20 protein-coding genes are annotated in these 26421 nt (G+C 42.7%); 15 read left to right on the top strand and 5 right to left on the bottom strand.

Going from position 1 to position 26421, the window contains the following annotated elements; genetic code table 11:
* Positions 1-10 precede the first annotated feature (10 nt).
* From ftsB to rpoS, 9 genes are read left to right on the top strand one after another with little or no spacing between them, the layout of a single operon-like run.
* On the top strand, positions 11-301 hold the full coding sequence (ftsB, locus tag C2M25_RS12890; protein WP_063703238.1) for a cell division protein FtsB: 291 nt from the start codon (positions 11-13) through the stop codon (positions 299-301).
* Positions 291-992, top strand: coding sequence for a 2-C-methyl-D-erythritol 4-phosphate cytidylyltransferase (gene ispD / locus C2M25_RS12885; RefSeq protein ID WP_105181268.1), 702 nt, complete (start codon positions 291-293; stop codon positions 990-992). Before ftsB ends, ispD begins: the two co-directional genes overlap by 11 nt.
* A complete protein-coding gene (gene ispF / locus C2M25_RS12880; RefSeq protein ID WP_105181267.1) occupies positions 989-1471 on the top strand; it encodes a 2-C-methyl-D-erythritol 2,4-cyclodiphosphate synthase in 483 nt (160 codons plus the stop codon). Before ispD ends, ispF begins: the two co-directional genes overlap by 4 nt.
* Complete coding sequence (gene truD / locus C2M25_RS12875; protein WP_105181266.1) at positions 1468-2496, top strand: tRNA pseudouridine(13) synthase TruD; 1029 nt, start codon at positions 1468-1470, stop codon at positions 2494-2496. Before ispF ends, truD begins: the two co-directional genes overlap by 4 nt.
* The gene (surE, locus tag C2M25_RS12870; protein WP_054551143.1) at positions 2497-3261 is read left to right on the top strand and encodes a 5'/3'-nucleotidase SurE; all 765 of its coding nucleotides are present in this window, start codon (positions 2497-2499) and stop codon (positions 3259-3261) included. It begins immediately after the preceding gene.
* Positions 3251-3889: a protein-L-isoaspartate(D-aspartate) O-methyltransferase gene (locus tag C2M25_RS12865; protein ID WP_063703242.1), complete on the top strand. Its 639-nt coding sequence runs from the start codon at positions 3251-3253 to the stop codon at positions 3887-3889. The genes surE and C2M25_RS12865 overlap by 11 nt, the downstream gene beginning before the upstream one ends.
* Before the next feature lie 11 nt (positions 3890-3900).
* Complete coding sequence (locus tag C2M25_RS12860) at positions 3901-4479, top strand: YqaA family protein (protein ID WP_063703243.1); 579 nt, start codon at positions 3901-3903, stop codon at positions 4477-4479.
* A 42-nt stretch (positions 4480-4521) separates the two neighbouring features.
* On the top strand, positions 4522-5346 hold the full coding sequence (locus tag C2M25_RS12855; RefSeq protein WP_063703244.1) for a peptidoglycan DD-metalloendopeptidase family protein: 825 nt from the start codon (positions 4522-4524) through the stop codon (positions 5344-5346).
* A 59-nt stretch (positions 5347-5405) separates the two neighbouring features.
* Entirely contained in the window at positions 5406-6389 is a 984-nt protein-coding gene (rpoS, locus tag C2M25_RS12850) for an RNA polymerase sigma factor RpoS (RefSeq protein ID WP_063703245.1), read from the top strand.
* A gap of 101 nt (positions 6390-6490) precedes the next feature.
* Here the strand turns inward: rpoS and mutS are convergent, their stop codons facing one another.
* Positions 6491-9064 carry a DNA mismatch repair protein MutS gene (gene mutS / locus C2M25_RS12845; protein WP_105181265.1) on the bottom strand — a complete coding sequence of 858 codons (2574 nt, stop codon included), beginning with the start codon at positions 9062-9064 and terminating at the stop codon, positions 6491-6493.
* Positions 9065-9085: 21 nt separating this feature from the next.
* Between mutS and C2M25_RS12840 the strand changes: the two genes are divergently transcribed.
* On the top strand, positions 9086-9583 hold the full coding sequence (locus C2M25_RS12840; protein ID WP_063703247.1) for a nicotinamide-nucleotide amidohydrolase family protein: 498 nt from the start codon (positions 9086-9088) through the stop codon (positions 9581-9583).
* Between the two features lie 58 nt (positions 9584-9641).
* A complete protein-coding gene (gene recA, locus C2M25_RS12835; protein WP_063703248.1) occupies positions 9642-10688 on the top strand; it encodes a recombinase RecA in 1047 nt (348 codons plus the stop codon).
* Positions 10689-11139: 451 nt separating this feature from the next.
* Here recA and C2M25_RS12830 read toward each other — a convergent pair whose 3' ends face one another.
* Both C2M25_RS12830 and C2M25_RS12825 read right to left on the bottom strand, forming a co-directional pair.
* Complete coding sequence (locus C2M25_RS12830) at positions 11140-13263, bottom strand: TonB-dependent siderophore receptor (protein ID WP_105181264.1); 2124 nt, start codon at positions 13261-13263, stop codon at positions 11140-11142.
* 194 nt (positions 13264-13457) lie between these two features.
* Complete coding sequence (locus C2M25_RS12825) at positions 13458-14624, bottom strand: DcaP family trimeric outer membrane transporter (RefSeq protein WP_105174842.1); 1167 nt, start codon at positions 14622-14624, stop codon at positions 13458-13460.
* A gap of 282 nt (positions 14625-14906) precedes the next feature.
* On the opposite strand from C2M25_RS12825, the gene acs reads away from it, so the two are divergent.
* Entirely contained in the window at positions 14907-16847 is a 1941-nt protein-coding gene (gene acs / locus C2M25_RS12820) for an acetate--CoA ligase (RefSeq protein WP_063703251.1), read from the top strand.
* 96 nt (positions 16848-16943) lie between these two features.
* Positions 16944-17594 carry a response regulator transcription factor gene (locus C2M25_RS12815; RefSeq protein ID WP_054551155.1) on the top strand — a complete coding sequence of 217 codons (651 nt, stop codon included), beginning with the start codon at positions 16944-16946 and terminating at the stop codon, positions 17592-17594.
* A 52-nt stretch (positions 17595-17646) separates the two neighbouring features.
* Here C2M25_RS12815 and purU read toward each other — a convergent pair whose 3' ends face one another.
* Positions 17647-18477, bottom strand: coding sequence for a formyltetrahydrofolate deformylase (purU, locus tag C2M25_RS12810; protein ID WP_105174841.1), 831 nt, complete (start codon positions 18475-18477; stop codon positions 17647-17649).
* Between the two features lie 340 nt (positions 18478-18817).
* On the opposite strand from purU, the gene C2M25_RS12805 reads away from it, so the two are divergent.
* Together C2M25_RS12805 and C2M25_RS12800 are read left to right on the top strand one after the other, a co-directional pair.
* Positions 18818-20179, top strand: coding sequence for a hypothetical protein (locus tag C2M25_RS12805; protein ID WP_105181263.1), 1362 nt, complete (start codon positions 18818-18820; stop codon positions 20177-20179).
* A gap of 106 nt (positions 20180-20285) precedes the next feature.
* Entirely contained in the window at positions 20286-22889 is a 2604-nt protein-coding gene (locus tag C2M25_RS12800; RefSeq protein ID WP_105181262.1) for a DUF2339 domain-containing protein, read from the top strand.
* A 9-nt stretch (positions 22890-22898) separates the two neighbouring features.
* Here the strand turns inward: C2M25_RS12800 and C2M25_RS12795 are convergent, their stop codons facing one another.
* Entirely contained in the window at positions 22899-26339 is a 3441-nt protein-coding gene (locus tag C2M25_RS12795) for a PAS domain-containing hybrid sensor histidine kinase/response regulator (protein WP_105181261.1), read from the bottom strand.
* Positions 26340-26421: the final 82 nt, after the last annotated feature.

Genomic DNA, 26421 nt, shown 5'->3' with positions numbered 1-26421 from the left:
GGAGTGTTCAATGCGGGTTTTTCAATTCGCCTTGTTATGTTTGGCTTTATTTCTGCAATATCGTTTATGGTTTGGCCATAATGGTGTGCAAGATTACACTCGTTTGAAACAAGCGGTTACCTCTCATCAAGACACCAATGCTAAATTGTTAAAGCGCAATAAAGTGCTCAAAGCCGATATTGAAGACTTAAAACTCGGTCAAGAGGGCATCGAAGAGCGGGCGCGCAATGAATTAGGAATGATTAAACCTGGCGAAACCTTTATTCGCGTATTACCAGGTCAACAGCAAAATGAACACTAAGCAAACTATCACCGCCATTGTTCCCGCTGCGGGAGTTGGGAGTCGAATGCAGCATTCGGCGCCAAAGCAGTATATTGAACTTGCGGGTAAAACTATTTTAGAACATACCCTGAGTAAACTTGCAGAACTTAACGAATTAAATACCATCAAAGTAGCAGTTAGCGATGATGACGGCTACTTTGCTGATTTACCTCATATTGATAAGCGTATTGAGCGCGTATCTGGTGGTAAAGAGCGCGCTGATTCAGTGCTCAATGCATTGTTATCACTTGCGGATAACCCGCCTGATTGGGTACTTGTTCACGATGCGGCAAGGCCGTTAGTATGCTTGGCAGATATTCAGCGTTTAATATCTGAATGTATCGCTGCCAATGAAGGCGGTATCTTAGCATCAAAAGTAAAAGACACCATTAAACGCGGTCATACGCACAGTGAACAAACGGTGCCTCGTGATGATTTATGGCAGGCACTCACCCCTCAGTTTTTCCCCTATCGGGCGCTCACAGATGCGCTATCAAGTGCCCTTATAAATGGTGTGACTATCACGGATGAGGCATCGGCAATTGAATGGGTTAAGCAGCCTGTTAAGCTGGTTGCTGGTCGCAGTGACAACATTAAAATCACCACCCCAGAAGATTTAGATTTAGCAGCATTTTTACTGCAAAAACAACAAAACGAGAGTACCTCATGATTCGAATTGGCCATGGCTTTGATGTACACAAATTTGGCGGCGAAGGCCCGTTGGTGATTTGTGGTGAAAAAATTGATTACCCACAAGGCTTTTTAGCACATTCAGATGGCGATGTTGCCATTCACGCATTGTGTGATGCCATTTTAGGTGCATTAGCAATGGGTGATATTGGCAAGCATTTCCCTGATACTGCGAGCGAATACGAAAATATTGATAGCCGAATTTTACTACGCCACGTGGTTGGGCTTGCTAAAGAGCAGGGCTATGTACTTGGTAATGCCGATGTGACGATTGTTGCGCAAGCACCAAAAATGTTGCCGCACATTCAAGCAATGCGTGAAAACTTATGCCAAGACCTTGCAGCTGATATTTCACAAGTGAATGTGAAAGCAACAACTACTGAGAAGCTTGGGTTTGAAGGTCGTAAAGAAGGTATTTCAAGCCACGCAGTGGTGATTATGAGCAAACAAAGCGCATGAGTGAGTTAAACTACCTTTACGGTAAACCCCTTTCTAAGGCTGACTTTAAAACTCACGCCGAAGACTTCATGGTTGATGAAGACTTAGGTATTGAGTTTACCGGTGCTGGTGAGCATGTTTGCTTGCAGGTTGTAAAAAAAGGCGAAAATACTCAGTTTATTGCTAAACGCATTGCCGAAAAAGCGGGGGTATCACCTCGTGACGTAAGTTATGCGGGCTTAAAAGACCGTCATGGCGTGTGTACACAATGGTTTAGTGTTCCCGTGCCAATTAAAAAACACATAGAATTTAGTGAGTTGAATAACGAGCAATTTTTTGTGGTATCGCAACAGCGTCATAATCGTAAGCTCAGAACTGGCTGCCATAGAGGCAATCGCTTTACCATTACGTTACGCAACGTGACTGAGCCGCTGGATATTTTGTGTCGTATTAACGCGGTGCGCGCCGGTGTGCCTAATTACTTTGGTGAGCAGCGCTTTGGGCATGGTGGTCACAACCTTGAAATGGCAAAGCGCATGTTTGCCGGAGAGCGTATCCGCGATAAAAAATTGCGTGGCTTAGTTATTTCAGCTGCACGCTCTTATGTGTTTAATGAAATCGTGAGCATGCGCGTTGCAGAGCATGGCCTTGCAAAAACAATGCACCGCGAAGTGTTTATGCTCAGCGGCAGTAATGCATTTTTTGAAGACAATATTAGTGATGACAATATTGCCCGCCTAGCGTCTGGTGATATTGTGATGTCAGCTCCTATGGTTGGTAAAGGCGAAAAAGGCCTAACCGAAACTGAAAAAGAGTGGCTCGAGCCTTATCAGTCTTGGATAGAGGGTCTTAGCGAACTTGGCCTTAAGAATGAGCGTAGAATGTTACGACTGATCCCAGACTCATTAGCCGTTGAAACGATAGATGAAACGACCTTAAAGTTAAGCTTTGGTTTACCAAAAGGGTGTTTTGCTACCGCCTTGCTGCGTGAGCTGGTGGACTATCAAGATGCAAGCCCTAGAGAACAAAAACAAAAGGATGCGTAAATGAAAATCTTACTAAGCAATGATGATGGTGTGCATGCTAAAGGGATTGCGGTTTTGTATCATGCATTAACGCAAATTGCAGATGTGACCTTAGTGGCGCCAGATCGCAATTGCAGTGGCGCAAGTAATTCATTAACGTTAATGAATCCACTGCGTGCAACCACCCTTGATAATGGCTTTATTTCGATTAATGGCACGCCAACTGATTGTGTGCATTTAGGAGTTAATGAGTTAACCGAGCAGCAGCCCGATTTAGTGGTTGCAGGGATAAACCACGGTGCCAATTTAGGTGATGATACCTTGTATTCAGGTACCGTTGCCGCTGCCACTGAAGGCCGTCACTTAGGGCTACCTGCCATTGCAGTGTCGTTATGTTCTAAAGAAGGAAATCACTTTGAAACTGCCGCAGCGGTTGCGGTAAGTATCATCAAAGAGTTGGCATCGCATCCATTACCGAAAGATCAAATCATCAACTTAAACGTGCCTGATATTCCGCTTACCGAACTAAAAGGGGTCAAAGTAACCCGTTTAGGTTCGCGCCATAAAGCTGAAACCATGACTAAACAACAAGACCCATGGGGCCGCGATATTTATTGGTATGGTACCCTTGGCGCTGAAAGTGATGCAGGGGAAGGCACTGATTTTTATGCCATCAATAATGGATATGCATCAGTCACACCACTCAGTGTTGATATGACGGCGAAAGAAAGCTTACAAGCCGTTGATAGCTGGTTAGCAAATATGGAGATTAATAGTGCTGACTAATTATAATCGCAGTGCACTAGCATTAGCTGAATTATTAAAACGCGAGGGCGTAGAAGACAGTACGGTGCTTGAAGCGATTGCTTCTACACCTAGGCACATCTTTGTTGATGATGTTTTACAGCACAAAGCCTATCAAAATACCGCACTGCCAATCGGGCAAGGGCAAACGATTTCACAACCATACATAGTCGCACGCATGACAGAGCTGCTCCGCTTAGCTGGGGTGCGTGATAAAGTGCTTGAGATAGGCACAGGGTCTGGCTACCAAACGGCGATACTGGCAAAAACCTTTACTAAAGTGTGCTCGGTGGAGCGTATCAAAGCATTGCAATGGCAAGCAAAACGGCGTTTGCACAAACTTGATTTATACAATGTCACCATGAAACATGGTGATGGGTGGCAAGGCTGGCAGTCACAAGCTCCATTTGAGGGAATTATTGTCACAGCAGCAGCTGCTACTATGCCACAAGGGCTTCTTGCACAACTTGCTGATGGGGGCGTTATGATTGCACCTATTGGTGAACAAGATCAGCAATTAATGATGGTCGTTAGAAATGGCGATACATTTACAGAACATAAAGTTGCACCAGTAAGATTTGTACCTTTGGTACCTGGTGATATTGAATAGGACGTTATACTTTGAAGTTGTTTACTAAGTTATATGATATGGCGCTGGTATGGGCTAAACACCGTCATGCGGAGCGTTATTTAGCAGGGATGAGTTTTGCTGAATCAGTTTTTTTTCCGGTACCACCGGATGTTATGCTAGCCCCTATGTCGCTAGCTCAACCAGATAAAGCATGGCGTTTTGCCAGCTTTACTACAATAGCCTCTGTGATTGGTGGTATTTTAGGTTACTTACTTGGCTTTTGGTTATTCGAACCTGTGGTCGAGCCTCTTATTGCCCAAATGGGTTGGCAAGCCAAATTTGACACAGCACTAGGTTGGTTTGAAAACTACGGTGTTTGGGTAGTCTTCTTAGCGGGCTTCTCTCCTATACCTTATAAGGTTTTTACAATCGGCGCTGGTTTGATGCAAATGGCATTCTTACCGTTTTTAATTGCCTCAGCTGTCGGCCGTGGCGCGCGTTTCTTTTTAGTGTCGGCCTTGATGAAATGGGGTGGCGTTAAAATGGAGCAAAAATTACGTCAATATGTTGAAGCGCTTGGTTGGGGATTAGTTGTTTTAGTCGTGGTTGCGTACTTTTTGCTACGATAACCCGCAAAACCATTAAATTAGTACGATAAGGAGCATTTTACGATGAGCAGGCAGTTAACAGTCTATGTTACTTTGTTTCTTAGTATTTTGCTCTTTGGCTGTACTTCTCGCGAAGCACCGGCGCCGGTCAGTAGTTTAGATAATAAAGTTAAACCCGCCACACGCAAAGTAAATATCTCAGGCTCAAAATATGTAGTCAAAAAGGGTGATACTTTGTACTCAATTGCTTTTAGCGCTCAACAAGATTTTCGTACCCTTGCGAAAATAAACGATATTCCAGCACCTTACACTATCTTCCCCGGACAGAGTGTTTTGCTCACAAAATCGGCACAAAAACAAAAAAAGACGAAAAAATATACGAATTCGAGTAAAAAGTCTACTGTTTCTATACAAAAAAATAACAAAAAATTAAAAAAAGAGCTTGATCAGCCAAAACAACGAGAGTATGTTCAGAAACAAGCCAACAAAATAATTAGTGAAAAAAACAGTAATTCTAATGCAAAAGTTGTATGGAGCTGGCCGGCAAAAGGCAAGGTTACGCAACGCTTCTCTAATAAAGAGAATGGCTTTAAAGGATTACAGATTACTAATAAACAAGGGGCTTCTGTTTTAGCTGCTGCACATGGAACTGTGGTATACGCGGGCAACGCATTGAGGGGTTACGGTAATTTAATTATTTTGAAACATAATGATGATTACCTAAGTGCTTACGCGCACAATTCAAAGTTGCTTGTAAAGGAAAAACAGGAAGTAAAGGCGGGGCAGAAAATAGCAGAAATGGGCAGTTCAGACTCTTCGGTTACGGCTTTGAGATTTGAAATTCGTTATCGGGGTCAAGCAGTCAATCCTGCTAAGTATTTACCTTAGCCATTAGGGTATTGATAAAGTGATTTAGCTCAATCACATATTTGCTCGGGAGGACGCTTATGGGTCACACAGCAAAACTTGAGAAAACAACTGACGCGATTGACGATAAATTTGATGACACGGTAATTGAAGATGATTCACCAGAGTTACTAGAAGAAGTCGACAACGATGATGAAATTTTTGCAAAGGATGAAGTTGCCAAGAATCTAGATGCCACTCAGCTATACCTTGGTGAAATTGGCTTTTCTCCGCTATTAAGCGCAGAAGAAGAAGTCTATTTTGCTAGAAAAGCATTGAAAGGCTGTGAAGCCTCTCGCAAGCGAATGATTGAAAGTAATTTACGTTTAGTGGTGAAAATTGCCCGCCGCTATAACAACCGAGGTCTTGCACTACTTGACCTTATTGAAGAAGGTAATTTAGGCCTTATTAGAGCCGTTGAAAAATTTGACCCAGAACGAGGTTTCCGTTTTTCAACTTATGCAACGTGGTGGATACGTCAAACCATTGAACGTGCCATCATGAACCAAACACGTACGATTCGCTTACCTATTCATGTGGTTAAAGAGCTAAATGTTTATTTAAGAACAGCCCGTGAATTAACACAGAAACTTGACCATGAACCAACCGCAGAAGAAATAGCAGAGTGCTTAGATAAGCCGGTTGAAGATGTTACTAAGATGCTGCGTTTAAACGAAAAAATCACCTCGGTGGATACACCAATTGGTGGTGAAAATGACAAAGCATTATTAGATATCATCGCCGATGAAAAAGACTATGGTCCTGAAGGCGAAGTACAAAACAATGACATCAACAAGCACATTGTTGATTGGCTAGGAGAGTTAAACCCGAAACAGCGAGAAGTACTTGCTCGTCGTTTTGGTTTACTAGGCTATGAGCCATCAACCCTTGAAGATGTTGGTCGTGAAATTGGCTTAACACGTGAGCGTGTAAGACAAATTCAAGTGGAAGCATTACGTCGCTTAAAAGACATTTTGCAACACGAAGGTTTAAGTACTGATAGCCTATTCGACCAATTCACCTGATTTGACAACAATGAATACCTGATCAAAGGTATAGAACCCACGGGTTCAGAACACACAAAAAAGCTGACGTAACGTCAGCTTTTTTTATATCTATTCAAAATTTAAAGTAAATCTTTTAATTGATACAGTAGTTGGTGTGCTTGTCTTGGCGTTAGGCTATCTGGATCAAGCTGTTTTAAGGTTAATTCAAGCTCAGAAGGTTCATCATCAAAACTTAATGTTTGCTGTTGCTGCTCAATAGGGGCTGTGACAGGTTGATGATTTTCAAGCATTTTAAGCTTTTGTTTTGCTTGTTGGATCACTGCCTTTGGTACACCTGCTAAGGCGGCAACTTGAAGGCCAAAGCTCTTGCTTGCCGCACCTTCAAGCACGGTATGCATAAAGGCAATGGTGTCGTTATGCTCAATGGCATCAAGGTGCACATTAACTAGCCCCGGTTTTTGCTCGGCTAGTTCGGTTAGCTCAAAATAGTGGGTTGCAAACAAAGTTTTAGCAGCAATTTTTGATGCTAAATAATCAGCCGTTGCATAGGCAAGCGATAAACCATCATAGGTTGAAGTACCGCGACCAATTTCATCCATCAGCACCAGTGATTGCGCTGTGGCGTTATTTAAAATTGTTGCCGTTTCTGTCATTTCAACCATGAAGGTTGAACGCCCTGATGCTAAATCATCACTTGCGCCGATACGCGTAAAGATACGGTCAATATTACCAATTTCTGCGCTATCAGCAGGTACGTAAGAGCCAATATGGGCCATCAAAACGATAAGCGCGGTTTGGCGCATATAGGTTGATTTACCACCCATATTTGGACCTGTGATAATCAACATTTTCCGGTCGTTATTAAGCTCTACTGGGTTGGCAATAAACGGGTCTTTCATTACCTGTTCTACCACCGGATGGCGACCTTGTTTAATGCTGATATTATCGTTATCGCATAATGTTGGTTTAGCGTAATTAAGCGCTTGTGCACGTTCAGCTAAGTTGTTCAATACATCTAAATCAGCCAGTACGGCTGCCATCGTTTGCAGTTGCGCAATGTGCGGAGCTATAAACTCAAAGAGTTGCTCATAAAGCTGTTTTTCAAGCGCCAGCGCTTTTGATTGGCTACCAAGTACTTTATCTTCGTGCTCTTTAAGCTCAGGGATAATATAGCGCTCATTATTTTTTAGCGTTTGACGGCGAATATAATCGGCAGGAACCAAGTGCGAGTTAGCGCGGCTAACCTCAATAAAAAAGCCATGCACCTTGTTATAGCCAATTTTTAAGGTGCTGATGCCAGTGCGCTCACGCTCACGTTCTTCAAGCTTTTCGAGAATATCAGTTGCACCTTGGCTTAACGCACGCCATTCATCGAGCTCACTGTTATAGCCCGGGGCAATCACACCCCCATCGCGAATAAGCACCGGTGGGGTTTCGATGACAGCACGTTCTAGTAAATCTTGTAGCTCAGGTAATTGCTGTGATTGCGCAATTATTTGACTAATACGTGGATCGTTGGCGTCCAGAAGTAATTCGTGTAATGGTGCCAGAGCTTGCAGTGCACTACGTAGGCGCGTTAAATCACGTGGGCGTGCTGTGCAAAGCGCTAAACGGGCGATAACACGCTCAATGTCGCCAATTTGCTTTAATGACTCTTGTAGCTCACCACATAATTGCGCATCGATAATTGCACTGATTGCGTTTAGTCGAGAGTTGAGCTCTGTTTTACTGCGCACAGGCGTATGAATACGACGTTTTAATAAGCGTGAACCCATCGCAGTCGCTGTTTTATCAAGTACTTGTGCAAGCGTGTTTTCGTAGCCGCCCGATAAATTTACCGTTAGTTCAAGATTTTTACGGGTTGCAGCATCTAAAATCACCGCGTGTTCGTTTTGCTCAAGGGTAATCGCACGAATATGCGGCAGGGCAATACGTTGAGTGTCTTTTACATATTGCATTAAGCAGCCCGCAGCCACCAAAGCAGCGTGTGCTTTGTCTACACCAAAACCAACCAGATCTTTGGTGCCAAATTGGTCGCACAGTAAGTGCTGGGCTGTATCTAAATCAAACTCCCATTCTGGGCGACGACGTGCGCCTTTGATATGCTCAATTAGGTGCACATTTGCAAATGTTTCACTATAAAGCAGCTCAGCAGGGGCTAAACGCTGTAATGTTGAGCTAAATGCTTCATCAGTATTTACTTCTAACACATTGAATCTGCCAGAGTTAATATCTAAATAAGCAATACCATATAAGCCTTGTTTACTTTGCCAAACGCTGGTTAGCAAGTTGTCTTGGCGTTCTTGTAACAGCGCTTCGTCAGAAATAGTGCCCGGTGTAACAATGCGCACAACTTTACGCTCAACAGGGCCTTTGCTGGTGGCAGGATCGCCAACTTGCTCACAAATAGCCACCGACTCACCCATTTGTACAAGGCGAGCTAAGTAGTTCTCTACGGCGTGATAAGGCACACCTGCCATTGGAATGGGATCGCCACCGGCTTTACCACGATGAGTCTGAGAAATATCAAGAAGTTGCGCAGCACGCTTGGCATCATCGAAGAAAAGTTCATAAAAGTCGCCCATACGATAAAACAGTAAAATATCCCGATGCTCGGCTTTTATTTTTAGATACTGCTGCATCATAGGGGTTTGTTGATTTATAGTGTGCGGTGCATAAAGATCAAACGACATGTATTTACCCAAAGGCTGAATATGGAATTACATCAAGAGATTAAAACACTTGCTGCGAAATTAGGAGCTATTTTAACGGATAAACGCTTATGGATCACTACCGCAGAATCATGCACCGGTGGTGGAGTAAGCTACGCCTTAACCGATACTCCTGGTAGCTCTAATTATATTGACCGCGCATTTGTCACTTATAGCAACCAAGCAAAACATGAACTCATTGGCGTAACAGAACAAACCTTAAATAGCTTTGGTGCAGTAAGTGAGCAAACAGTTGTTGAAATGGCATCGGGTGCAGCAAAAGCTGCAAACGCCGATATCGCAATTGCAATTTCGGGAGTCGCAGGACCCGGTGGCGGAACACTGGATAAACCTGTGGGATTAGTTTGGTTTTGTATTCATTTTGCTGGTCAAAACTACCCAAGCAAACAGGTTTTCGCTGGTGATAGAGCTGAAGTTAGACTGCAAGCTATTGTTTATTCATTAAAAACTGTAATTGAATTGATAAAATCTGAAAATTAGCTTGATACTGTGATTTCATACAGTATACTGTCTGCATTAGCCGGATTTGGAGAACAGAATGAACGATAACAAACAAAAAGCCTTGGACGCTGCTTTATCACAAATTGAGCGTCAATTTGGTAAAGGCTCAATTATGAAACTGGGCGATAACAAAGCCCTAGACATTGAAGCAATCTCAACAGGTTCACTTGGTATCGATATCGCATTAGGTATTGGTGGTTTACCTACAGGCCGTATTGTTGAAGTGTATGGTCCTGAATCATCAGGTAAAACAACACTTACTTTACAAGTTATCGCTGAAGCTCAAAAACAAGGTAAAACGTGTGCATTCGTAGATGCTGAGCACGCTCTAGATCCTGTATACGCGCAAAAACTGGGTGTAAACATTGATGAATTACTTGTTTCTCAACCTGATACTGGTGAGCAAGCATTAGAAATCTGTGACATGTTAGTTCGTTCAAGCGCTGTTGATGTAGTTATCGTTGACTCGGTAGCAGCTTTAACACCAAAAGCTGAAATCGAAGGCGACATGGGTGACTCACACATGGGTCTACAAGCTCGCTTAATGTCGCAGGCATTGCGTAAGCTTACAGGTAACATCAAGCGTTCAAACACGCTATGTATTTTCATCAACCAAATCCGTATGAAAATTGGTGTTATGTTTGGTAACCCTGAAACAACAACGGGTGGTAACGCACTTAAATTCTACGCTTCAGTACGTATTGATATTCGTCGTATTGGTTCTGTGAAAGAAGGCGATGAGGTTGTAGGTAACGAAACTCGCGTTAAAGTTGTTAAGAACAAGGTTGCCCCACCGTTTAAACAAGCTGAATTCATCATCATGTATGGTGAAGGTATTTCTAAACAAGGCGAGTTAATTGATTTAGGTGTTAAGCATAAACTTGTTGAAAAATCAGGTGCTTGGTACAGCTACAATGGCAACAAAGTTGGCCAAGGTAAAGCAAACTCAATTAAGTTCTTAAAAGACAACCCAGAGATCGCAGATGAGATCGAAGGTAAGTTACGTGAGATGCTATTACTTCAGGCAACTGTGCAACCAGAAGATGGTGAAGATGCAGGCCTATTAGCTGAAGACGAGCTATAAACACCGCAAAAGAGTACAGTTAAGCGTGATTTGACCCGCACTTAACACAAAAAAGACCGCTACACAGTTAGCGGTTTTTTTATGGATGAAAGTTAGCGAGGGGAAAGTTAGCAAGGGGAAAGTTAGAAAGGGGAAAGTTAGAAAGGGGAAAGTTAGAAAGGGGAAAGTTAGCGAGGGTAAAGTTAGCAAGAGTAAAGTTAGCAAGAGTAAAGCGTTTTGAAGCGGGACAAACTGCCGTTACAGGAGCAGGTAGTAGTTTGTAGCAGCGATTTTATATCGCGTTTAATCACTACATTGTTGGCGGTATTCAATGGTTTCGTGTCGATTAAAGCTGTCAGAATACTCGATAGTGCCTGTAACTTTACTCTTGCAACTCTTTCATGAAAAAGCCGCATATGATGCGGCTTTTCATGTACTTAAAGCTTAAAACTTTCAGCTTCTAGCTCAAAGCTTACAGCTGCCAGTTGAAAGACACTGAGTAGTTACGTGGTGCGCCGTAATAACCTTGTGCCCAGAAAAGGCTGTGGATGTATTTTTCGTTGGTCACGTTATTAACGTTCAAGTTAACGCTCATATTGTCATTAATATCGTAGGTTGCCATTAGGTTTAATAGGCCGTAAGCATCTTGCGTAGTAGTGATAAGTGCAGCATTTGTTGCCGCATCACGCACTTGTACGCGTTTTGTATCGTCTTGCCAACGATAGTTTAAGCCAAAGGTTAAACCATCAATCTCAGGCACTTTATGAGTGACAGCAAGTTTGAACTGGTTTTCAGGCGTGTAGTCTTTTACTAATTCATCACCATCAATGTTTAGGTTGCTGTAGCTAAAGCTCGCACTTAGTGTTTCGTTGATTTGACCACTAAGCTCTACTTCAATACCGTCGCTGTTAATGCCATCTGCGCCATAGTAACGAGTGTCATCAGGTAATGAATCAGGAATGGCAATCGCAAGGCCTACTTGTTTAGCGTCAAAATAAGCAACAGTGACAAATAAATTGTCATCAAGTAACTGCGCTTTTACACCAATTTCACTGCTTTTACCTGTGATTGGGTCTAAGTAATCGCCATTGATGTCACGCTCTGTTTGTGGAACAAAGGTTTCTGTATAGCTTGCGTAAGTTGATAAGCTTTCGTTGATATCATACACAGCACCGAAGTAAGGCACGGTTTGGTCAGTGTCTTTGTCTTTTGCTACGCCGTAAGAGGCCCCTTCAGTTTCCCAATTTACTTGGCTCACACCCGCTAAAACACTGAATGAGTCATTTGCACGGATACGTGTTGAAATATACGCTGAGCGTTGACGGCTGGTGATATCAGCACCTGTTAAACCATCGGTAAGTGTTGGCACTGGCGCAACACCATCCCAACCACCTAGCTCAGGCATTGCAGGGAAACCATTGCCTGTTGTACGGTCATACAATGATTTATCTTTGTTATCCATATCTGCTTGGTTTACACCAAACGACAGATCATGTTCCATACCAAATAAATCAAATTTACCCGTTGCGTAAATATCTAAAATATCGTGCTTATCTTTGTGGTCATATTCACTCGCATAACCCGTTAAGCCAAGACCTGTTTCTCTATCAGGTGTACCATAAACATAGAAAAGCTCTGAGTCTTGCTCATTTTCTAGGTGTGCGTAGCTTGCTTTTAAGAACCAAGTATTGGTAATTGCTTGCTCAATTGATAAGAACAACTGCTCAGTTGTATTATTCCAATAAGACCAATCAGACGCAGTGCTGGTTGAAGCATCAAAGTTTGTTGCTGAACCATCGCTGTAATAAAGCGGTAAGGCACCCCAAAGTGGGCTGTCAGCATCTTTCTTTTGATTTACGTAGTTTGCAGTGACTACTGTGCTGTCAGTTAGCTGACCTTCGTAGGCTAGGTAATAAATTGTTTTATCTTGCTCGTAACGGTCAAGGTATGACTCGGTTTTGTGCTTGGTGAATACAGCACGTACAGCGTGGTTTTCGTTGATAGCAGTTGAAGCGTCAAGCTCTAAACGCTTGTTGTCCCAAGAGCCATACGATACAGACGCATTAACTTGTGTTTGGTAAGTAGGGCGCTTTAGAACCATATTCACGGTTGCTGATGGATTACCCGCACCGGTCATTAAGCCATTGGCACCACGTACAATTTCAACACTATCAAAAATAGACGTATCAAGAGTACCTTGGATTGAACCGTTATCTTGTGGCATGCCCATGCCATTAACTTGGAAGTTGGTGATCTCAAACCCGCGAGCTTTAAAATAAGTACGGTCAGTTTCGATTTGCTCAACCGTCACACCCGGTGTGCTTTCTAACACAGCATTAAGGTTATCGAGTGAAAAGTCATCCATTAATGCACGTGAAACAACAGAGATTGACTGTGGTGTTTCTTTAATGGTTAGCCCTAATTTGGTCGCTGATTGTGCTTCTTCTGTGATGTAGTTTTTATGATGCTGGCCATACACGGCAATTTTTTCAATTGCTTGTTCTTCTTTTTGTTGTTCTGCAAAAGCGTGGCCACTTAAAAGTGCTGAGGTCACTAGGCTTAATTGAGATAAGCGCAAAAATGTTGTTGATGACATGCAAAGTTCCAATTAGTTCAATGAATAGTGAAATTAATGCGTAATTTAATCTAAATGAAAATAATTTGCAATTAGACTTTTCTGTTTTAGTGAATTATGGTTTGCAAAAAGCTAAAAGGGGATCACTGTAAATAAAAAGCAGAAATAAAAAAAAGCGGCCGAAGCCGCTTCAGGAAGTAAAATAAGCTTAAATCTTAAAATACGTATTTTGCAGAGAACTGCAGACGATCCATATCGCCATCAGTACCACTTTCAAGCTCACGCTCTGCATGTTTAAATTCAACACCAAAGGTTAGCTTTTTAACAGGTGAGTATAAAAGGTTCGCACTGTAGCTTTGGCTCGTTTTAGTTGGGTCGCCAGATACAGCAAGTAAGTCTGTGTTGTTATCAGCTGAGAAGAATGAATAAAGGAAAGTTGAACGCCATTGGCTGTTCCAGTTTTGTTGATAAGCAATGAATCCCGATGTTGAATCAATCGCGTCTAAATCATCACCGTCAAGCACAGCACCATTTGCTACGTTTAAACCAATGTAACGGCCTAGACCTGAGCCTTGGGTTAGCATGAATTTTAAGTTGTTTTGACCAAAATTAACTTTACCAGATGCACTGATACCGAACGATGATGTATCTGCATCAATGCCATTTTGTTTGTAAGTTAATTGACGAGCAAGACCGGTAAATACTAATTCACCCCAATCAGCTTTGTGCGCATAACGTGCTGTAAAGTCAGGCATTGATGCATCATCAGTGGCAACACGTGCTCCGCCTACTGTAACAGTACTCTCAGGGTTTTCGATAGAGAATGACCAGTTACCTGTGGTGTAGCGTGCCTGTGCTTGACGCACGAACACAGTACCTTCAGCAGGACCAACGAAATCAAGTGTTTCTGGCAATGCGCCAACGTTTTGGAAGTTTGACCATGCTTGACCAAATAGCCAACCATCATAAGTTACAAATGCTTGACGAATACGTGGTGCGTAAGAGTTACTGACACGTTCGTTACCGCCAGGTGCTGAAGCAATAAAGTCGATTTCGATTTTGGTATTAATCGTTTTACCATCATCTAGTTTCGTTGCTGTGCCAAGGCTAAAGCGAGATTGGCGCGCATGCATGTCGAATACTGCATCGCTGTCACTGTCTGCGCCCACGGGTGTTGTACCAGGAACATAGAAGTCACGGCCAATGCTACCACCGGCTGGTACGCCAGCAGAGTAATCACTCCACATGGCATCAAGTTTTACATAGCCACCATAAGAAACGTCAGTGTTGCCAATGGTTGCAGCGTTAGCGGTACCTGCAAGTGCACATAAAACAGCTGAAGCTGTCAGTGTTTTTAATGCGGTTACTTTTGTTGTTGTCATAATGTGTATTCCTGTCGAAGCTACTTGTTGATTGCATTAATGTTGTTGTATCACTGTTGTTTAAGAAATGACTTCTCTCAATTATCTATTGGTCTATTAGACTAAGGTGGTAAGTGGTTCAAAATCGCTTACCGGCGTACATTGGACTAGATTATAGAAGGCGATTTAGAAGTTTTTTGTGAAATGACAAGATATACAACTAAGGTCTAATACTTTCAGGGGCTTTGCTGAGTGATCCTTGAAGCAGGCCGTAGGCAAGTAATTAAAATGGAGACGACAACAATGTCAGAAAGTATCTATCCAGTACCAGCGCATATCAAGAATGCAGCATTAGTTGATAACGATAAATATAATACACTGTATAAGCAATCTATTGATGACCCTGAAGGATTTTGGCGAGAGCACGGTAAACGCCTTGATTGGTCAACTCCTTATAATAAAGTAAAGAACACCTCATTCGACAAAGGCCACATCAGCATTCGCTGGTATGAAGACGGCCAACTTAACGCATCTTATAACTGTATTGACCGCCACCTTGCCACTAAAGCCGATAAAACAGCCCTCATTTGGGAAGGCGATAACCCTGAACACAGCGAAAATATCAGCTACCAACAGCTTCACGACGAAGTCGCAAAATTAGCCAATGGCCTTAAAAAGTTAGGCGTATCAAAAGGTGATCGCGTTGCTATTTATATGCCTATGACACCGCAAGCTATTTACGCTATGCAAGCGTGTGCGCGTATTGGTGCGATTCACTCTGTGGTATTTGGTGGTTTCTCTCCATCAGCGATTGCTGACCGAATTAATGACTCTGGCGCTAAAGTGGTGATTACATCAGACGAAGGTCGTCGTGCTGGTAACTGCGTACCACTGAAAGCAAATGTTGATGAAGCGGTATCACAAGACTCAGTAACCACCGTTGAGCACGTTATTGTTCATCAGCTAACAGGTGGTGAAATTGAATGGAATAGCCATGATATTTGGTGGCATGAGCTTGTAGCTGACTTACCAGCTGAGTGTGAGCCAGAGCCAATGAATGCAGAAGATCCGCTTTTCATTCTTTATACTTCAGGCTCAACGGGTCAACCAAAAGGGGTAGTTCATACTACTGGTGGTTACCTCGTTTATGCATCAATGACACATGAATATGTGTTTGATCTTAAAGAAGACGATATTTTCTGGTGTAGTGCTGATGTGGGCTGGATCACAGGTCACAGCTACATTGCTTACGGTCCATTAGTGAATGGCTGCACGCAAGTGGTTTTTGAAGGTGTACCAACTTACCCAACAGCGGGCCGTATGGGTGAAGTGATTGATAAACACAACGTGACTATCCTTTACACAGCACCAACAGCTATTCGTGCATTAATGGCGAAAGGCGATGAGCCAACAGCGACTTCAACACGAAATAGTTTACGTATCATGGGTTCTGTAGGTGAGCCGATTAACCCTGAAGCGTGGGCATGGTATTACGAGCACATCGGTAATGAAAACTGTCCAATCGTAGATACGTGGTGGCAAACAGAGACTGGCGGCATCATGATCACACCATTACCAGGTGCGACAGATATGAAACCAGGCTCAGCAACTCGTCCGTTCTTTGGTATTGCACCAGCCTTATTTGATGCTGAAGGGAATACACTCGAAGGCGCGGTTGACGGTAACCTTGTTATTCTAGATAGCTGGCCATCACAAGCTCGTACAGTGTATGGCGACCATGAACGCTTTGAACAAACCTATTTCTCAGCATACCCAGGTGTGTACTTCACAGGTGATGGTTGTCGCCGTGATGAAGATGGCTACTACTGGATCACAGGCCGTGTAGATGACGTACTAAATGTGTCAGGTCACCGCCTAGGTACTGCCGAAATCGAGAGTGCATTGGTTGCTCACGAAGCAGTAGCAGAAGCAGCAGTAGTGGGTTACCCGCATGATATTAAAGGTCAGGGCATCTATGTTTACATCACTCCAAATGAGGGGGTTGTAGTGAGCGATGAACTAACCAAAGAGGTCCGTAACTGGGTTCGTAAAGAGTTAAGCCCAATTGCATCACCAGATATGATCCAATGGTCTCCAGGTTTACCGAAAACTCGTTCTGGTAAGATCATGCGTCGAATTTTACGTAAAATTGCGGCAAATGAGCACCAACAGCTTGGTGATACCTCTACACTAGCCGATCCAAGCGTTGTTGATGAGCTAATCGAAAACCGATTAAATCGTTAAAATCGCGTTAAAAACTTGATTAGAAGTTGATTCTAAACGTAGTATATCGGCTGTCACTTAGAAATAGGTGTCAGCCGAATTTATTAGGAGTGAACCATGAGTCAGTTTTTAATAGCGGACGATCATCCGTTATTTCGTGAAGCGCTGAAAGGGGCATTGAGTGCTAAGTTCGCTGATTTAGAAGTGTTTGAATCGGAAAACTTTGATACCACTTTGCAGGTGCTGAGCGAGCAAGAAGATCTTGATATCTTACTACTAGACCTTCACATGCCAGGCAATGGCGATTTATACGGCCTTATTCGCATTCGCGAAGACTATCCAAGCTTACCAATAGCTGTTGTTTCTGGCAGCGAAGACATCAATGTAGTTTCTAAAGTAATGGGTTATGGTGCGATGGGATTTATTCCTAAATCATCTTCATCAGATGATATTGCGCTGGCAATCAACCACATACTTGAAGGCGATGTTTGGCTTCCACTTGAACTTAAAGATAAAGTGGCTGCCGTAGATGGCGAAGACAAAGAAATTGCAGCGCAAGTGGCTTCACTGACACCGCAGCAATACAAGGTGTTGCAATACTTGCACGAAGGCTTGTTAAACAAACAGATTGCTTACGAATTACATATTTCTGAAGCAACCGTTAAAGCTCACATTACAGCAATTTTTAGAAAGCTAGGTGTGTATAACCGTACTCAAGCGGTATTAATTGCCTCTAAGTTACAATTAGAGCCTATTGAGTCGGCATAACAAAAGATAATAAAAATAATAAAGAGGCCATTCAGCCTCTTCATTTTATTGCTTAAGCGAACACCACGGTTCGATTTCCATTGATAAACAGTTTATGTTCAGATGCGAGTTGCAACGCTTTGCAGAACACTGTTTTCTCTACATCTTTACCCATTTTTGCCATCATCTCTGCGGTATCCGCATGACTGACATGCGTCACATCTTGTAAAATAATCGGCCCTTCATCGAGCTCATTATTAACAAAGTGAGCGGTCGCGCCAATAATTTTTACACCGCGCTCAAATGCCTGATGGTAAGGCTTTGCGCCAATAAAGGCTGGCAAAAATGAATGGTGAATATTAATAATCTTACCTTCAAAGCGCGCCACAAATTCAGGGCTTAAAATACGCATATATTTAGCAAGGCCGATGATATCAGGCTGATAACTGGCAATTAAATCACCGACTTGTTGATCATGCTCCGCACGGCTTAAGCCTTCGTGCGATACCACATGAAATGGCACATCAAAGCCTGCAGCCAGTGGCGCTAAGTCGGCGTAGTTAGCAATTACAGCTAATACTTCGATGTTTAAGGCTTTTTCGAATTGCTTAAGTAATACCCCACCTAAACAGTGCGCTTCTTTGGTAGCAAGTAATACCACTTTCGTTTTTTCGCTGCTGTGCAGGGCAAGCTCTGCGCCATCAGGAAGTAGCTCAGCAAGGCTTGGTAAAAAGTCCTCTGATATAACGCCGCTTAACTCTGTACGCATAAAAAAGCGTTTAGCGTCTTTATCTACAAATTCGTTATTACGTGTGATATTTAAATTATGCTGATGACAAAGGCCGGTGATCTTGGCAATTAGACCAACATCATCATCGCATTGTGTGGTTAAAATCGTGTTCATAGTCCTCATTCTAATCCCGTTTGTGTGAACACCATTATTTGCTAATTTTTTTGTGCTGCATAGCGCAAATTTAACTATCTAATAATTTATCTGATTTGATTGTATAAGCGCCTAAAATGTAATCATTATTTACTTTTCGTGTAAAAGTAAACTGCTTTCACTATAAATGTGATTTTCTGTCCATAATTATGATTAATTGAGTGCTTTTCTACATCATTTTCTACACTTTTTAACTTTATCGTAAGCAACTGTAAGTGAAGGTAATAGTTTGTAAAACATAGAATTTTTTCGCACTATTCGAGTCAGAATGGGGTATTACAAACAATAAGGAAAAAATTCCATGAAAAGCACTCTGCTTAAAACAATTGTTGCCTCAAGTTTGCTTTCGGTACTGGCTGCCTGTTCAAGCGACGACAGCAGCAGTAGCAACAGTGGCTATGTGCAACTGTACAATGGCTCTTACAACAGCCCATACACGCGTTTATTTGTTGATGACACTGAACGTTCGGGCGCAGATTTTGGTGATGTATCAACTCGTCATAACTACAGTTCGGGGGAGTATGATTTAAGTTTTGAATATGTTGATGCCAACGATAGCTATATCACTATCGATGAAGAAACCATCAAAATTAAAAATGATCAAACTCAGCTGCTAGTAATGAATGGCGATTTTGCGGAACCAACGTTTACAGAGCTCAGTGTGCCGACGTCAAGCGATGAAGATGAATTCAATGTTGGCTTTTTTAATATCGTTGGTGAAGATAACCTTTACGATGTATACGTTGCTACCGACGACGGTTTATTTGATACCGCTGAGTTATTAATGACTTCGCAATACCTCGTTGAACCAGAATTAGCGACGCTTGAGGAAGGTTATTACACTATTTATATTACCGCTAGCGGTAGCACAGATGTGATTTTTGAATCACCACCCGTGTACTTTAATGATGAAGCAACGTACATGGCGATGATCCGTCCAAGTTATGCAACAGAAGAAGATGGTATTACGCTTGATGTCGTAACGGCTAGTAGCTCTGTAACACAACTGAACCACCAAGACGCGCAAGGTCAGCTGCGTTTTATCAATACTATCGATGAGTACACGCAAACCCAGTTTAAAGTAACCCGAGGCACAACGGCGACTAACACCGAAGTTGTTAGCAACGATAGTTACTCTGAATACATGAGCATGTCGCCAAATAGTTACAGCGTCGCCATGTTAGATGAAGCGGGTGACACGATTGTAGATAACTTCTTAATGACATTAGAACGTGAGCAAAGTGCGGTTGGTCTTTTCTACAATGACAAAGATTACGGCCCTCGTATGATGACCATTGAAGAAAACCTAACTCCAAGCAGCTACAGCCATGCAGTTACTGTGGTTAACTTAATTGATAGCTATGCAGGGCAAGAAATTGACGAGGTTGATGTGTACTTCACCCTCAATGGTGAAACGGTTGAAGATACTAGCAATGTTGTTGAAGGGTTAGATCAATACGACCAACAAGAGCAGGTGGTTGATAACGAAGTTTATACAACCTATGTGGTGTTTGAAGATAACGGCCAACAGATTGTGCTTTTACAACAAAGCGATATGGATTTTACTGAAGAAGGTAACTATATCTTGGTGATTGAACACGATGAAACCACTGATTCAGGTTACAAAATGACCTTAGAGCGCACGGTGACTGAACAGTCTTAACCGGCTAAAACGCAATATCGTTGTTTCTTTACTCTTGCTAAGTGTTTATTGTATAAACAATTAAGGCTTTTTGCTTTTTTGTTTAAAGCGTACACAAGGAGAGGGTATGGATGGCGGTATTGCGTTACTAGTATTACTTGCACTAGTTGTTATAGGTGGCTCAATTGCGGGTATTTTTGCCTTTTTTCAACTCTCTAGTTTAAAGCGAGAAGTGGCAGCTCTTCGAGTAAAACTTAACGCGACATATAGTCATCATCCACAAACAAATACTGCAAACCAGTTTGATAATTCAAACGACGATCTGACTGACATTGCAAAATCTGAACCAGAGCCTGTATTCATTAGTAAGCCAATTGAGGCAATCACTAAGAAGCCAGAGCTAACAAAACCCAAGCCTGCGACTTTAAATCCGCTAGTCAGCCAACTCGTTACACAAATCAAAGCCAATTGGCTAACTTGGGTAGGAGCAGTTGCCCTTGCCTTTGGCGGTATCTTTTTGGCCCGCTATTCACTGGAGGTAGGCTTATTATCTGAAACCATGCGACTTACGCTTGGCGCTATTTTTGGTTTGAGCTTAATTGTCGCGGCTGAGGTTTTACATCGCAAAGGTATTATTTTTGATGGGTTTAGCAACTATATTCCCGCAGCGCTGGCAAGTGGTGGTTTTATTAGTTGTTTTGCATTGACCTTGCTGGCCTATAGCCATTATGGCTTACTCCAAGCGTTACCTGCATTTAGCATTTTAACCTTAGTTTCTGTAGCAGCAAGCTGGATGGCACTGCGTTTTGGTCCAGTGCTAGCAGTCATTGGCATTATTGGCGCCTACAGCGTGCCGGTTTGGGTTAATACCGGGAGCAATGACTTTATAGCACTGCTAACTTATGTTGCGTTTGTCAGTGTATCAGCTTCGCTAGTTGCTCATTACGTAAAACGGCATTGGTTGTGGTATCTGTTATGGGCGGGTCATTTAGGCTGGTATTACCTAGTTGCGATGAGTGCAGCTAAAAACCTGCACTGGTTTATTAATCTGTATGCTCTATTTAGCATCGTATTGTTAATTGCTATTCCACGCCTTGGGCTGAGTATTAAGCAAATTGAACACCGCCCACATCGCTTCAAAACGCTACTTAAACAACTACCCGACAACCCTTTGTTGTTAGCTGTTGTCGTGCCACTTTATCTTTTACTCATGAGCAGTAACCAACTGCTTACTTGGCAGCTTAGTATGTTGTCGTTAGTGGCTTTACTGTTGTTTTTGGTATTAAAAAACAGTGCATGGGATCATTGGCTGATAATAGCTGTTGTGAGTGTGGTGTGTTTGCTCATAGGGCAACACAATGCTGTTGATTATTCTGAGCAACTTTTTGTATTTCGGCAAAACTACGGAGCAGGGCTGTTTTTTATTGCTTTGTTTGCTGGCTGTGGGTTTTTATTTGGCCGTAAATACCCTAAACGCTTTGGCTTTACCTTACTCGCTTCACTTTCAGGCTTTGTGATTATTAGTTGCTTATATGTCATCACGCCCGATCATGCCTTAACGACGGCATACCCGGTTTGGTGCTTTGTATTACTCGCACTGTCTGCTTGGTTATTTAAGTTATCAATTAACAGCACGAACCCAATGCGGGTATTTAGTTACTGGCTTGGCGGCAATGCCAATATTAGTTTGGCATTAACCATGCTCCTTGAAGGCAGTAGCTTAACCTTAGCGCTTGCTGCGCAAGTATTGTTGATTAGTTTTTATGTTAATAAACATGCACTCAGCATTCCGACTTGGCCGCTTAAAGGTTTAGTTGGTGCTTTACTTGTTAGGTTAAGTTTTGCCCCTTGGTCAGCTGATTATAGTGATGCGCTGCTGCTCGGTGTGCATTGGAGTTTGGTTGTGTACCCAGTATGCGCTTGCTTATTTTACTTAGCGGCGAGGCACTGGCAGCTGCAATCTGTTCGGGTGTGGCTAGAAGGTGCGGTGCTTCATTGTATTGCTTTATTTATTACCACAGAGACGAGCTATCAGTTGGTGGGGCGCTACCCTGATTTTGAGAGCTTGTCTGTGTATGAGCATATTTTATTAACCTGTAACTGGGGCATCTTGGGTTGTGTTTATTTACTGCGTTCACGCTTTACTGCGCAATTAGCTAAGCTCTATCAAGTAGCAGGTTTTGCGTTATTAACATTGAGTGGCTTGTTAGTGCTTAAAAGCTTTACCGCAGTAAATCCGTTTTTTGAGCCGATAAATATAGGCAGTTGGCCGATTATTAACTGGCTATTATTGCTTTGGTTAGTCCCTGCCTGTATTGCAATTTGGGCAAGCCGACTAACTCAATCTCAGCACTATTTACAAAAGCTGTTTACAGCTCTTGCGGGTGTGATGAGTGTTTTATATATCAATGCGGAAATTCGCCATAACTGGCAAGGCGAGTTTATAAATATTGCTTTGCCAACCTCAGATGCCGAGCTTTACAGTTATTCTTTAGTTTGGCTTGTTATCGGTGGCTTGGTGGTTGTGGCGGGGCAGTTAAGAGCTATTACGGTATTACAAAAGCTCGGCCTTGGCTTATTGGCGCTGGTGGTGTTAAAAGTGTTTTTGATTGATATGGCAAACTTAACTGGATTACTTCGAGCTATTTCGTTTATCGGCTTAGGCTTGTCGTTAGTGGCACTTAGCTGGTTGTTCCAAAAATTTAAGGCAAAGCCTACTGCTTTGCCTTAAGTGGTATTGTTAAGCACTGTGATTAAGCAGTGCTTTGAGTTTTGCGGGCTTAACGGGTTTACTAAGGTAATGAATTTGCTCAGCTTTGGTTTGTTGTTTTAACGCTTCATCACGCACCGCTGTGATTAAAATAGCAGGCACAGGGCTTTGCCAAATTTCTCTTAGGGTTTTAATAAGCGTTATCCCATCGCAATCATGACCCAACTGATAATCCATTAAGATCACATCGGGCGCTCGGTGCTCTTTGGCATAGGCCATCACGGTTTCAACTTGATCAAAGAGTTGATAATTTGCCTGCCATTTTTGCAATAGGCTTGCCATGGCATTAAGGTTTTCAGGGTCATCATCCACCGCAATAATATTCATCGCACTGCGGTTCTCAACACCTTTTTTAGGCGCCTCTTTTTGTTGAATAAACTGGCTTTCACCATAAGGTACTTCAATACTAAAGCGGCTACCTTTGCCAGGCGTTGAGCTTACATCTAAACGTAAAGAGAGTAAGTCGGCCATTCGTTTTACAACTCCTAAGCCAAGACCCACCCCTTTGTTATCACCGGCTTCAATACGATAAAAGTCATTAAAGATTTTCGCTTGCTCTACTTCTGTAATGCCAGGGCCGGTGTCCCATACTTCAATTCGTAAATGGTGTTTGCGTTTGCGACAAGCAATTAAAACTCGGCCACTATCGGTGTATTTAACCGCATTTGACACTAAGTTTTGAATAATTCGTCGTAAGTAAGTGATATCACTGTGAACAATAATTCCTTTTGAACGCACCGTCAGTTTTAAGCCTTTTTCGCTCGACATAATGGCGTATTCATTTTTCAGCGGGGCAAGTATGTCATCAATACTAAAGTGGCGTGGAGTAGGGGTCATTGCCCCTTGCTCAAGCTTGGCAATTTCTAACAGCGCCGACATCAAATGCACCGTTGAATCTAAACTTGCGCCAAGCTTTTCAAAGTTATTTAAGTTGTTGCTCGATAGGGTTTTATCATCAATGGCTGCAAGGTACAGACGCGCCGCATTCAGCGGTTGTAAAATATCGTGGCTAGCTAAGGCTAAAAATCGTGTTTTACTGTCATTAGCTTGTTCTGCCTCTTTTTTAGCTAAAGTAAGTGCTTGCTCAGTTTGTACTCGGCTATCGATTTGTGCTTGTAAATCTTTATTGATAGTACGGATTTCTTGAGTACGCGCTTCAATACGGTTTTCAAGGTCCATGTTTACTTCTTCAAGCGCATTTTGCGTTTCGATATGCACAGTAATGTCAGAGAAACTTGTTACAAAGCCGCCATCTGGCAGTGGGTTACCAATCATTTCGAAAACTTGGCCATTACGGCGGTGGCGAATAAAGTGATGGGGCGTGCCGTTTTTAAGATGCTGTACACGCTTCTCTACATGGCGCTCAACTTCACCGGGACCACATTCACCACGCTCGGCATTGTACCTAAGCACATCTTCAATTGGTTGGCCTACTTCAAGAAAGTCATCTGGGTAGGCAAACATCTCTGCGTAGCGCTTATTCCACGCCACTAAATTAAGCTCTTTATCAACAACCGAAATACCATGACTGAGGTTTTCAAGAGAGGTAAATAGTAAGTTTTGATTGAATTGCAGGGCTTGCGTGGTTTCATCAAAAAAGTTAACCACTTCTTCAAAGGCCATGCGTTTACCAGAGGCAACCGTGTGGATCAGCGCTTGTGCTGAAGAGGCACCAAGCACACCGGTTAAGGCGCGTTCACAATAAGCGATAAACTCAGGTTCAGGATGCGCGTTGTTGTCATCTAAGTTATGCGACAACGCAAAGTGAGCCAGCACCTGTTGCGAGCGTTGCACGCCTAAGAAGGTTTGCAGCAGCACTTTAAAATCGTAAACGGTGGCTTTAACGTTTTTATTTAAGCGTCTAGCGAATACGGCTTGCTCTTTTGGATTTACAAAGGCTGCAGCTTGAATTTTATCAATTAAACGCTCATCTGCACCGAGCGAAAAGCTAATGTAACAACCAATATTGGCAAACAAGGCGATTAGAGTGCCACGAGTAATAAGTGTTTGTTGTAGCTCTGCGTTTAAGGTATTGCCCGCATCTAAAATAGGCAGCATTAAGAATAAAACCCAGCAAATAAAGCCTGCTAATAATCCGGCATAAACCCCATAAGCATGGCCTTTTCGCCAATATAGGCCACCGACAATTGCAGGAAGTAATTGCGATACCAAAGAAAAGGCCACTAAACCCATACTAGCCAATGCTTTACCATGACCAAACCATTGCTGGTAGAAATATGACAAAATCAAAATGCCGGCAATTGTGAAGCGCCTTACTAACAGGATTTGCGACTTATAGCTGCTAGTGATGAGATTACGTTTAAACTTACGACGCAGCATTAGCGGCAATACTACATCGTTTGAGATCATGGTGCTGAGCGTGAGTGTGGCTACAACAATCATCGCTGTAGCCGCAGATAGACCCCCGATAAATACAAAGGTCGTTAAAAAGGCGTTTTCGTGCATCAGTGGTAGGGCTAATACAAAGCTATCTGGTGAGAAGCCACTGCCAATGCCAGGGTGTATAGCTGCCGTTGCAATAGGGAAAATCATTGCAGCAGTCAGTAACAAATACAGGGGGAATGCCCAGCGGGCTGTATAAAGGTGGCGTTTATCTTGGTTATCGACCACAGTTACGTGGAATTGCCTTGGCAAACAGATAATCGCCGCTGCCGCCATTAATGACTGGCCGATAAAGTTAAAGCTAAAAAAGTCGAAGTTATGCCAGTGCTGCCAAATAGAGCCCGTTAGCTGCTCGGTCTGCACCGTAGTTAAATTAAATAATGTGTATAAAGCAAGCCCAGCAACGGCCACCAAAGCTAATAACTTAATCATAGATTCAAAGGCGACAGCGAGCATTAGCCCTGAGCGATATTCGGTTACATCGACTTTACGAGTACCAAAGAATATCGCAAACATCGCCATGATAAGTGTTGCTGAAAGGGCCAGCATAGACCCCGAAATACGATCGTCGTTTTGTAATAATAAGAAGCTGCCACTCAGTGCTTTTAATTGCAGAGCGATATAAGGGATCGTCGCTAATAAAGCGATAATGGTTACCATAATCGCGGTGGTTTGCCGTTTACCATAGCGAGCTGAAATAAAGTCGGCGATAGTGGTGATATTCTGCTTTTTACTGACCAGTACTAATTTACGTAAAAACCCTTGGCCAAAGAAAAATAGCAGCGCAGGGCCAATTAAAATAGGTAAGTAATTCCAACTGCTGGTGGCTGCTGTACCAACTGAACCGTAGTAAGTCCAAGACGTACAGTAAATCCCTAGTGAAAAAGAATAAACAAATGGGTGGTGACTAATTCTTTTTGCAAGAGGAGTGGTTTTGTCTCCCCAATTTGCCAACCAAAACAACACGCCAATATAGGCGAGTGCAACAAATAAAAGCGCAGCTGTCATGTTTAAATTCAGTAATTATTGTAATAACACTACCTTACCAGAATTATGTACGATTTCGATGACTAGATTTTTTGCAATAAAA

It is taken from the genome of Pseudoalteromonas sp. T1lg21 (assembly GCF_002964625.1).
GTDB lineage: Bacteria > Pseudomonadota > Gammaproteobacteria > Enterobacterales > Alteromonadaceae > Pseudoalteromonas > Pseudoalteromonas gelatinilytica.
This window is presented reverse-complemented; position numbering and strand designations above follow the sequence as displayed.

Excerpts from the sequence above, each read along its gene's own strand:
- ftsB (WP_063703238.1), top strand. The coding sequence starts at position 11 with ATGCGGGTTTTTCAATTCGCCTTGTTATGTTTGGCTTTATTTCTGCAA.
- ispD (WP_105181268.1), top strand. The coding sequence starts at position 291 with ATGAACACTAAGCAAACTATCACCGCCATTGTTCCCGCTGCGGGAGTT.
- ispF (WP_105181267.1), top strand. The coding sequence starts at position 989 with ATGATTCGAATTGGCCATGGCTTTGATGTACACAAATTTGGCGGCGAA.
- truD (WP_105181266.1), top strand. The coding sequence starts at position 1,468 with ATGAGTGAGTTAAACTACCTTTACGGTAAACCCCTTTCTAAGGCTGAC.
- surE (WP_054551143.1), top strand. The coding sequence starts at position 2,497 with ATGAAAATCTTACTAAGCAATGATGATGGTGTGCATGCTAAAGGGATT.
- C2M25_RS12855 (WP_063703244.1), top strand. The coding sequence starts at position 4,522 with ATGAGCAGGCAGTTAACAGTCTATGTTACTTTGTTTCTTAGTATTTTG.
- rpoS (WP_063703245.1), top strand. The coding sequence starts at position 5,406 with ATGGGTCACACAGCAAAACTTGAGAAAACAACTGACGCGATTGACGAT.
- mutS (WP_105181265.1), bottom strand. The coding sequence starts at position 9,064 with ATGTCGTTTGATCTTTATGCACCGCACACTATAAATCAACAAACCCCT.
- C2M25_RS12840 (WP_063703247.1), top strand. The coding sequence starts at position 9,086 with ATGGAATTACATCAAGAGATTAAAACACTTGCTGCGAAATTAGGAGCT.
- recA (WP_063703248.1), top strand. The coding sequence starts at position 9,642 with ATGAACGATAACAAACAAAAAGCCTTGGACGCTGCTTTATCACAAATT.
- C2M25_RS12830 (WP_105181264.1), bottom strand. The coding sequence starts at position 13,263 with ATGTCATCAACAACATTTTTGCGCTTATCTCAATTAAGCCTAGTGACC.
- C2M25_RS12825 (WP_105174842.1), bottom strand. The coding sequence starts at position 14,624 with ATGACAACAACAAAAGTAACCGCATTAAAAACACTGACAGCTTCAGCT.
- acs (WP_063703251.1), top strand. The coding sequence starts at position 14,907 with ATGTCAGAAAGTATCTATCCAGTACCAGCGCATATCAAGAATGCAGCA.
- C2M25_RS12815 (WP_054551155.1), top strand. The coding sequence starts at position 16,944 with ATGAGTCAGTTTTTAATAGCGGACGATCATCCGTTATTTCGTGAAGCG.
- purU (WP_105174841.1), bottom strand. The coding sequence starts at position 18,477 with ATGAACACGATTTTAACCACACAATGCGATGATGATGTTGGTCTAATT.
- C2M25_RS12805 (WP_105181263.1), top strand. The coding sequence starts at position 18,818 with ATGAAAAGCACTCTGCTTAAAACAATTGTTGCCTCAAGTTTGCTTTCG.
- C2M25_RS12800 (WP_105181262.1), top strand. The coding sequence starts at position 20,286 with ATGGATGGCGGTATTGCGTTACTAGTATTACTTGCACTAGTTGTTATA.
- C2M25_RS12795 (WP_105181261.1), bottom strand. The coding sequence starts at position 26,339 with ATGACAGCTGCGCTTTTATTTGTTGCACTCGCCTATATTGGCGTGTTG.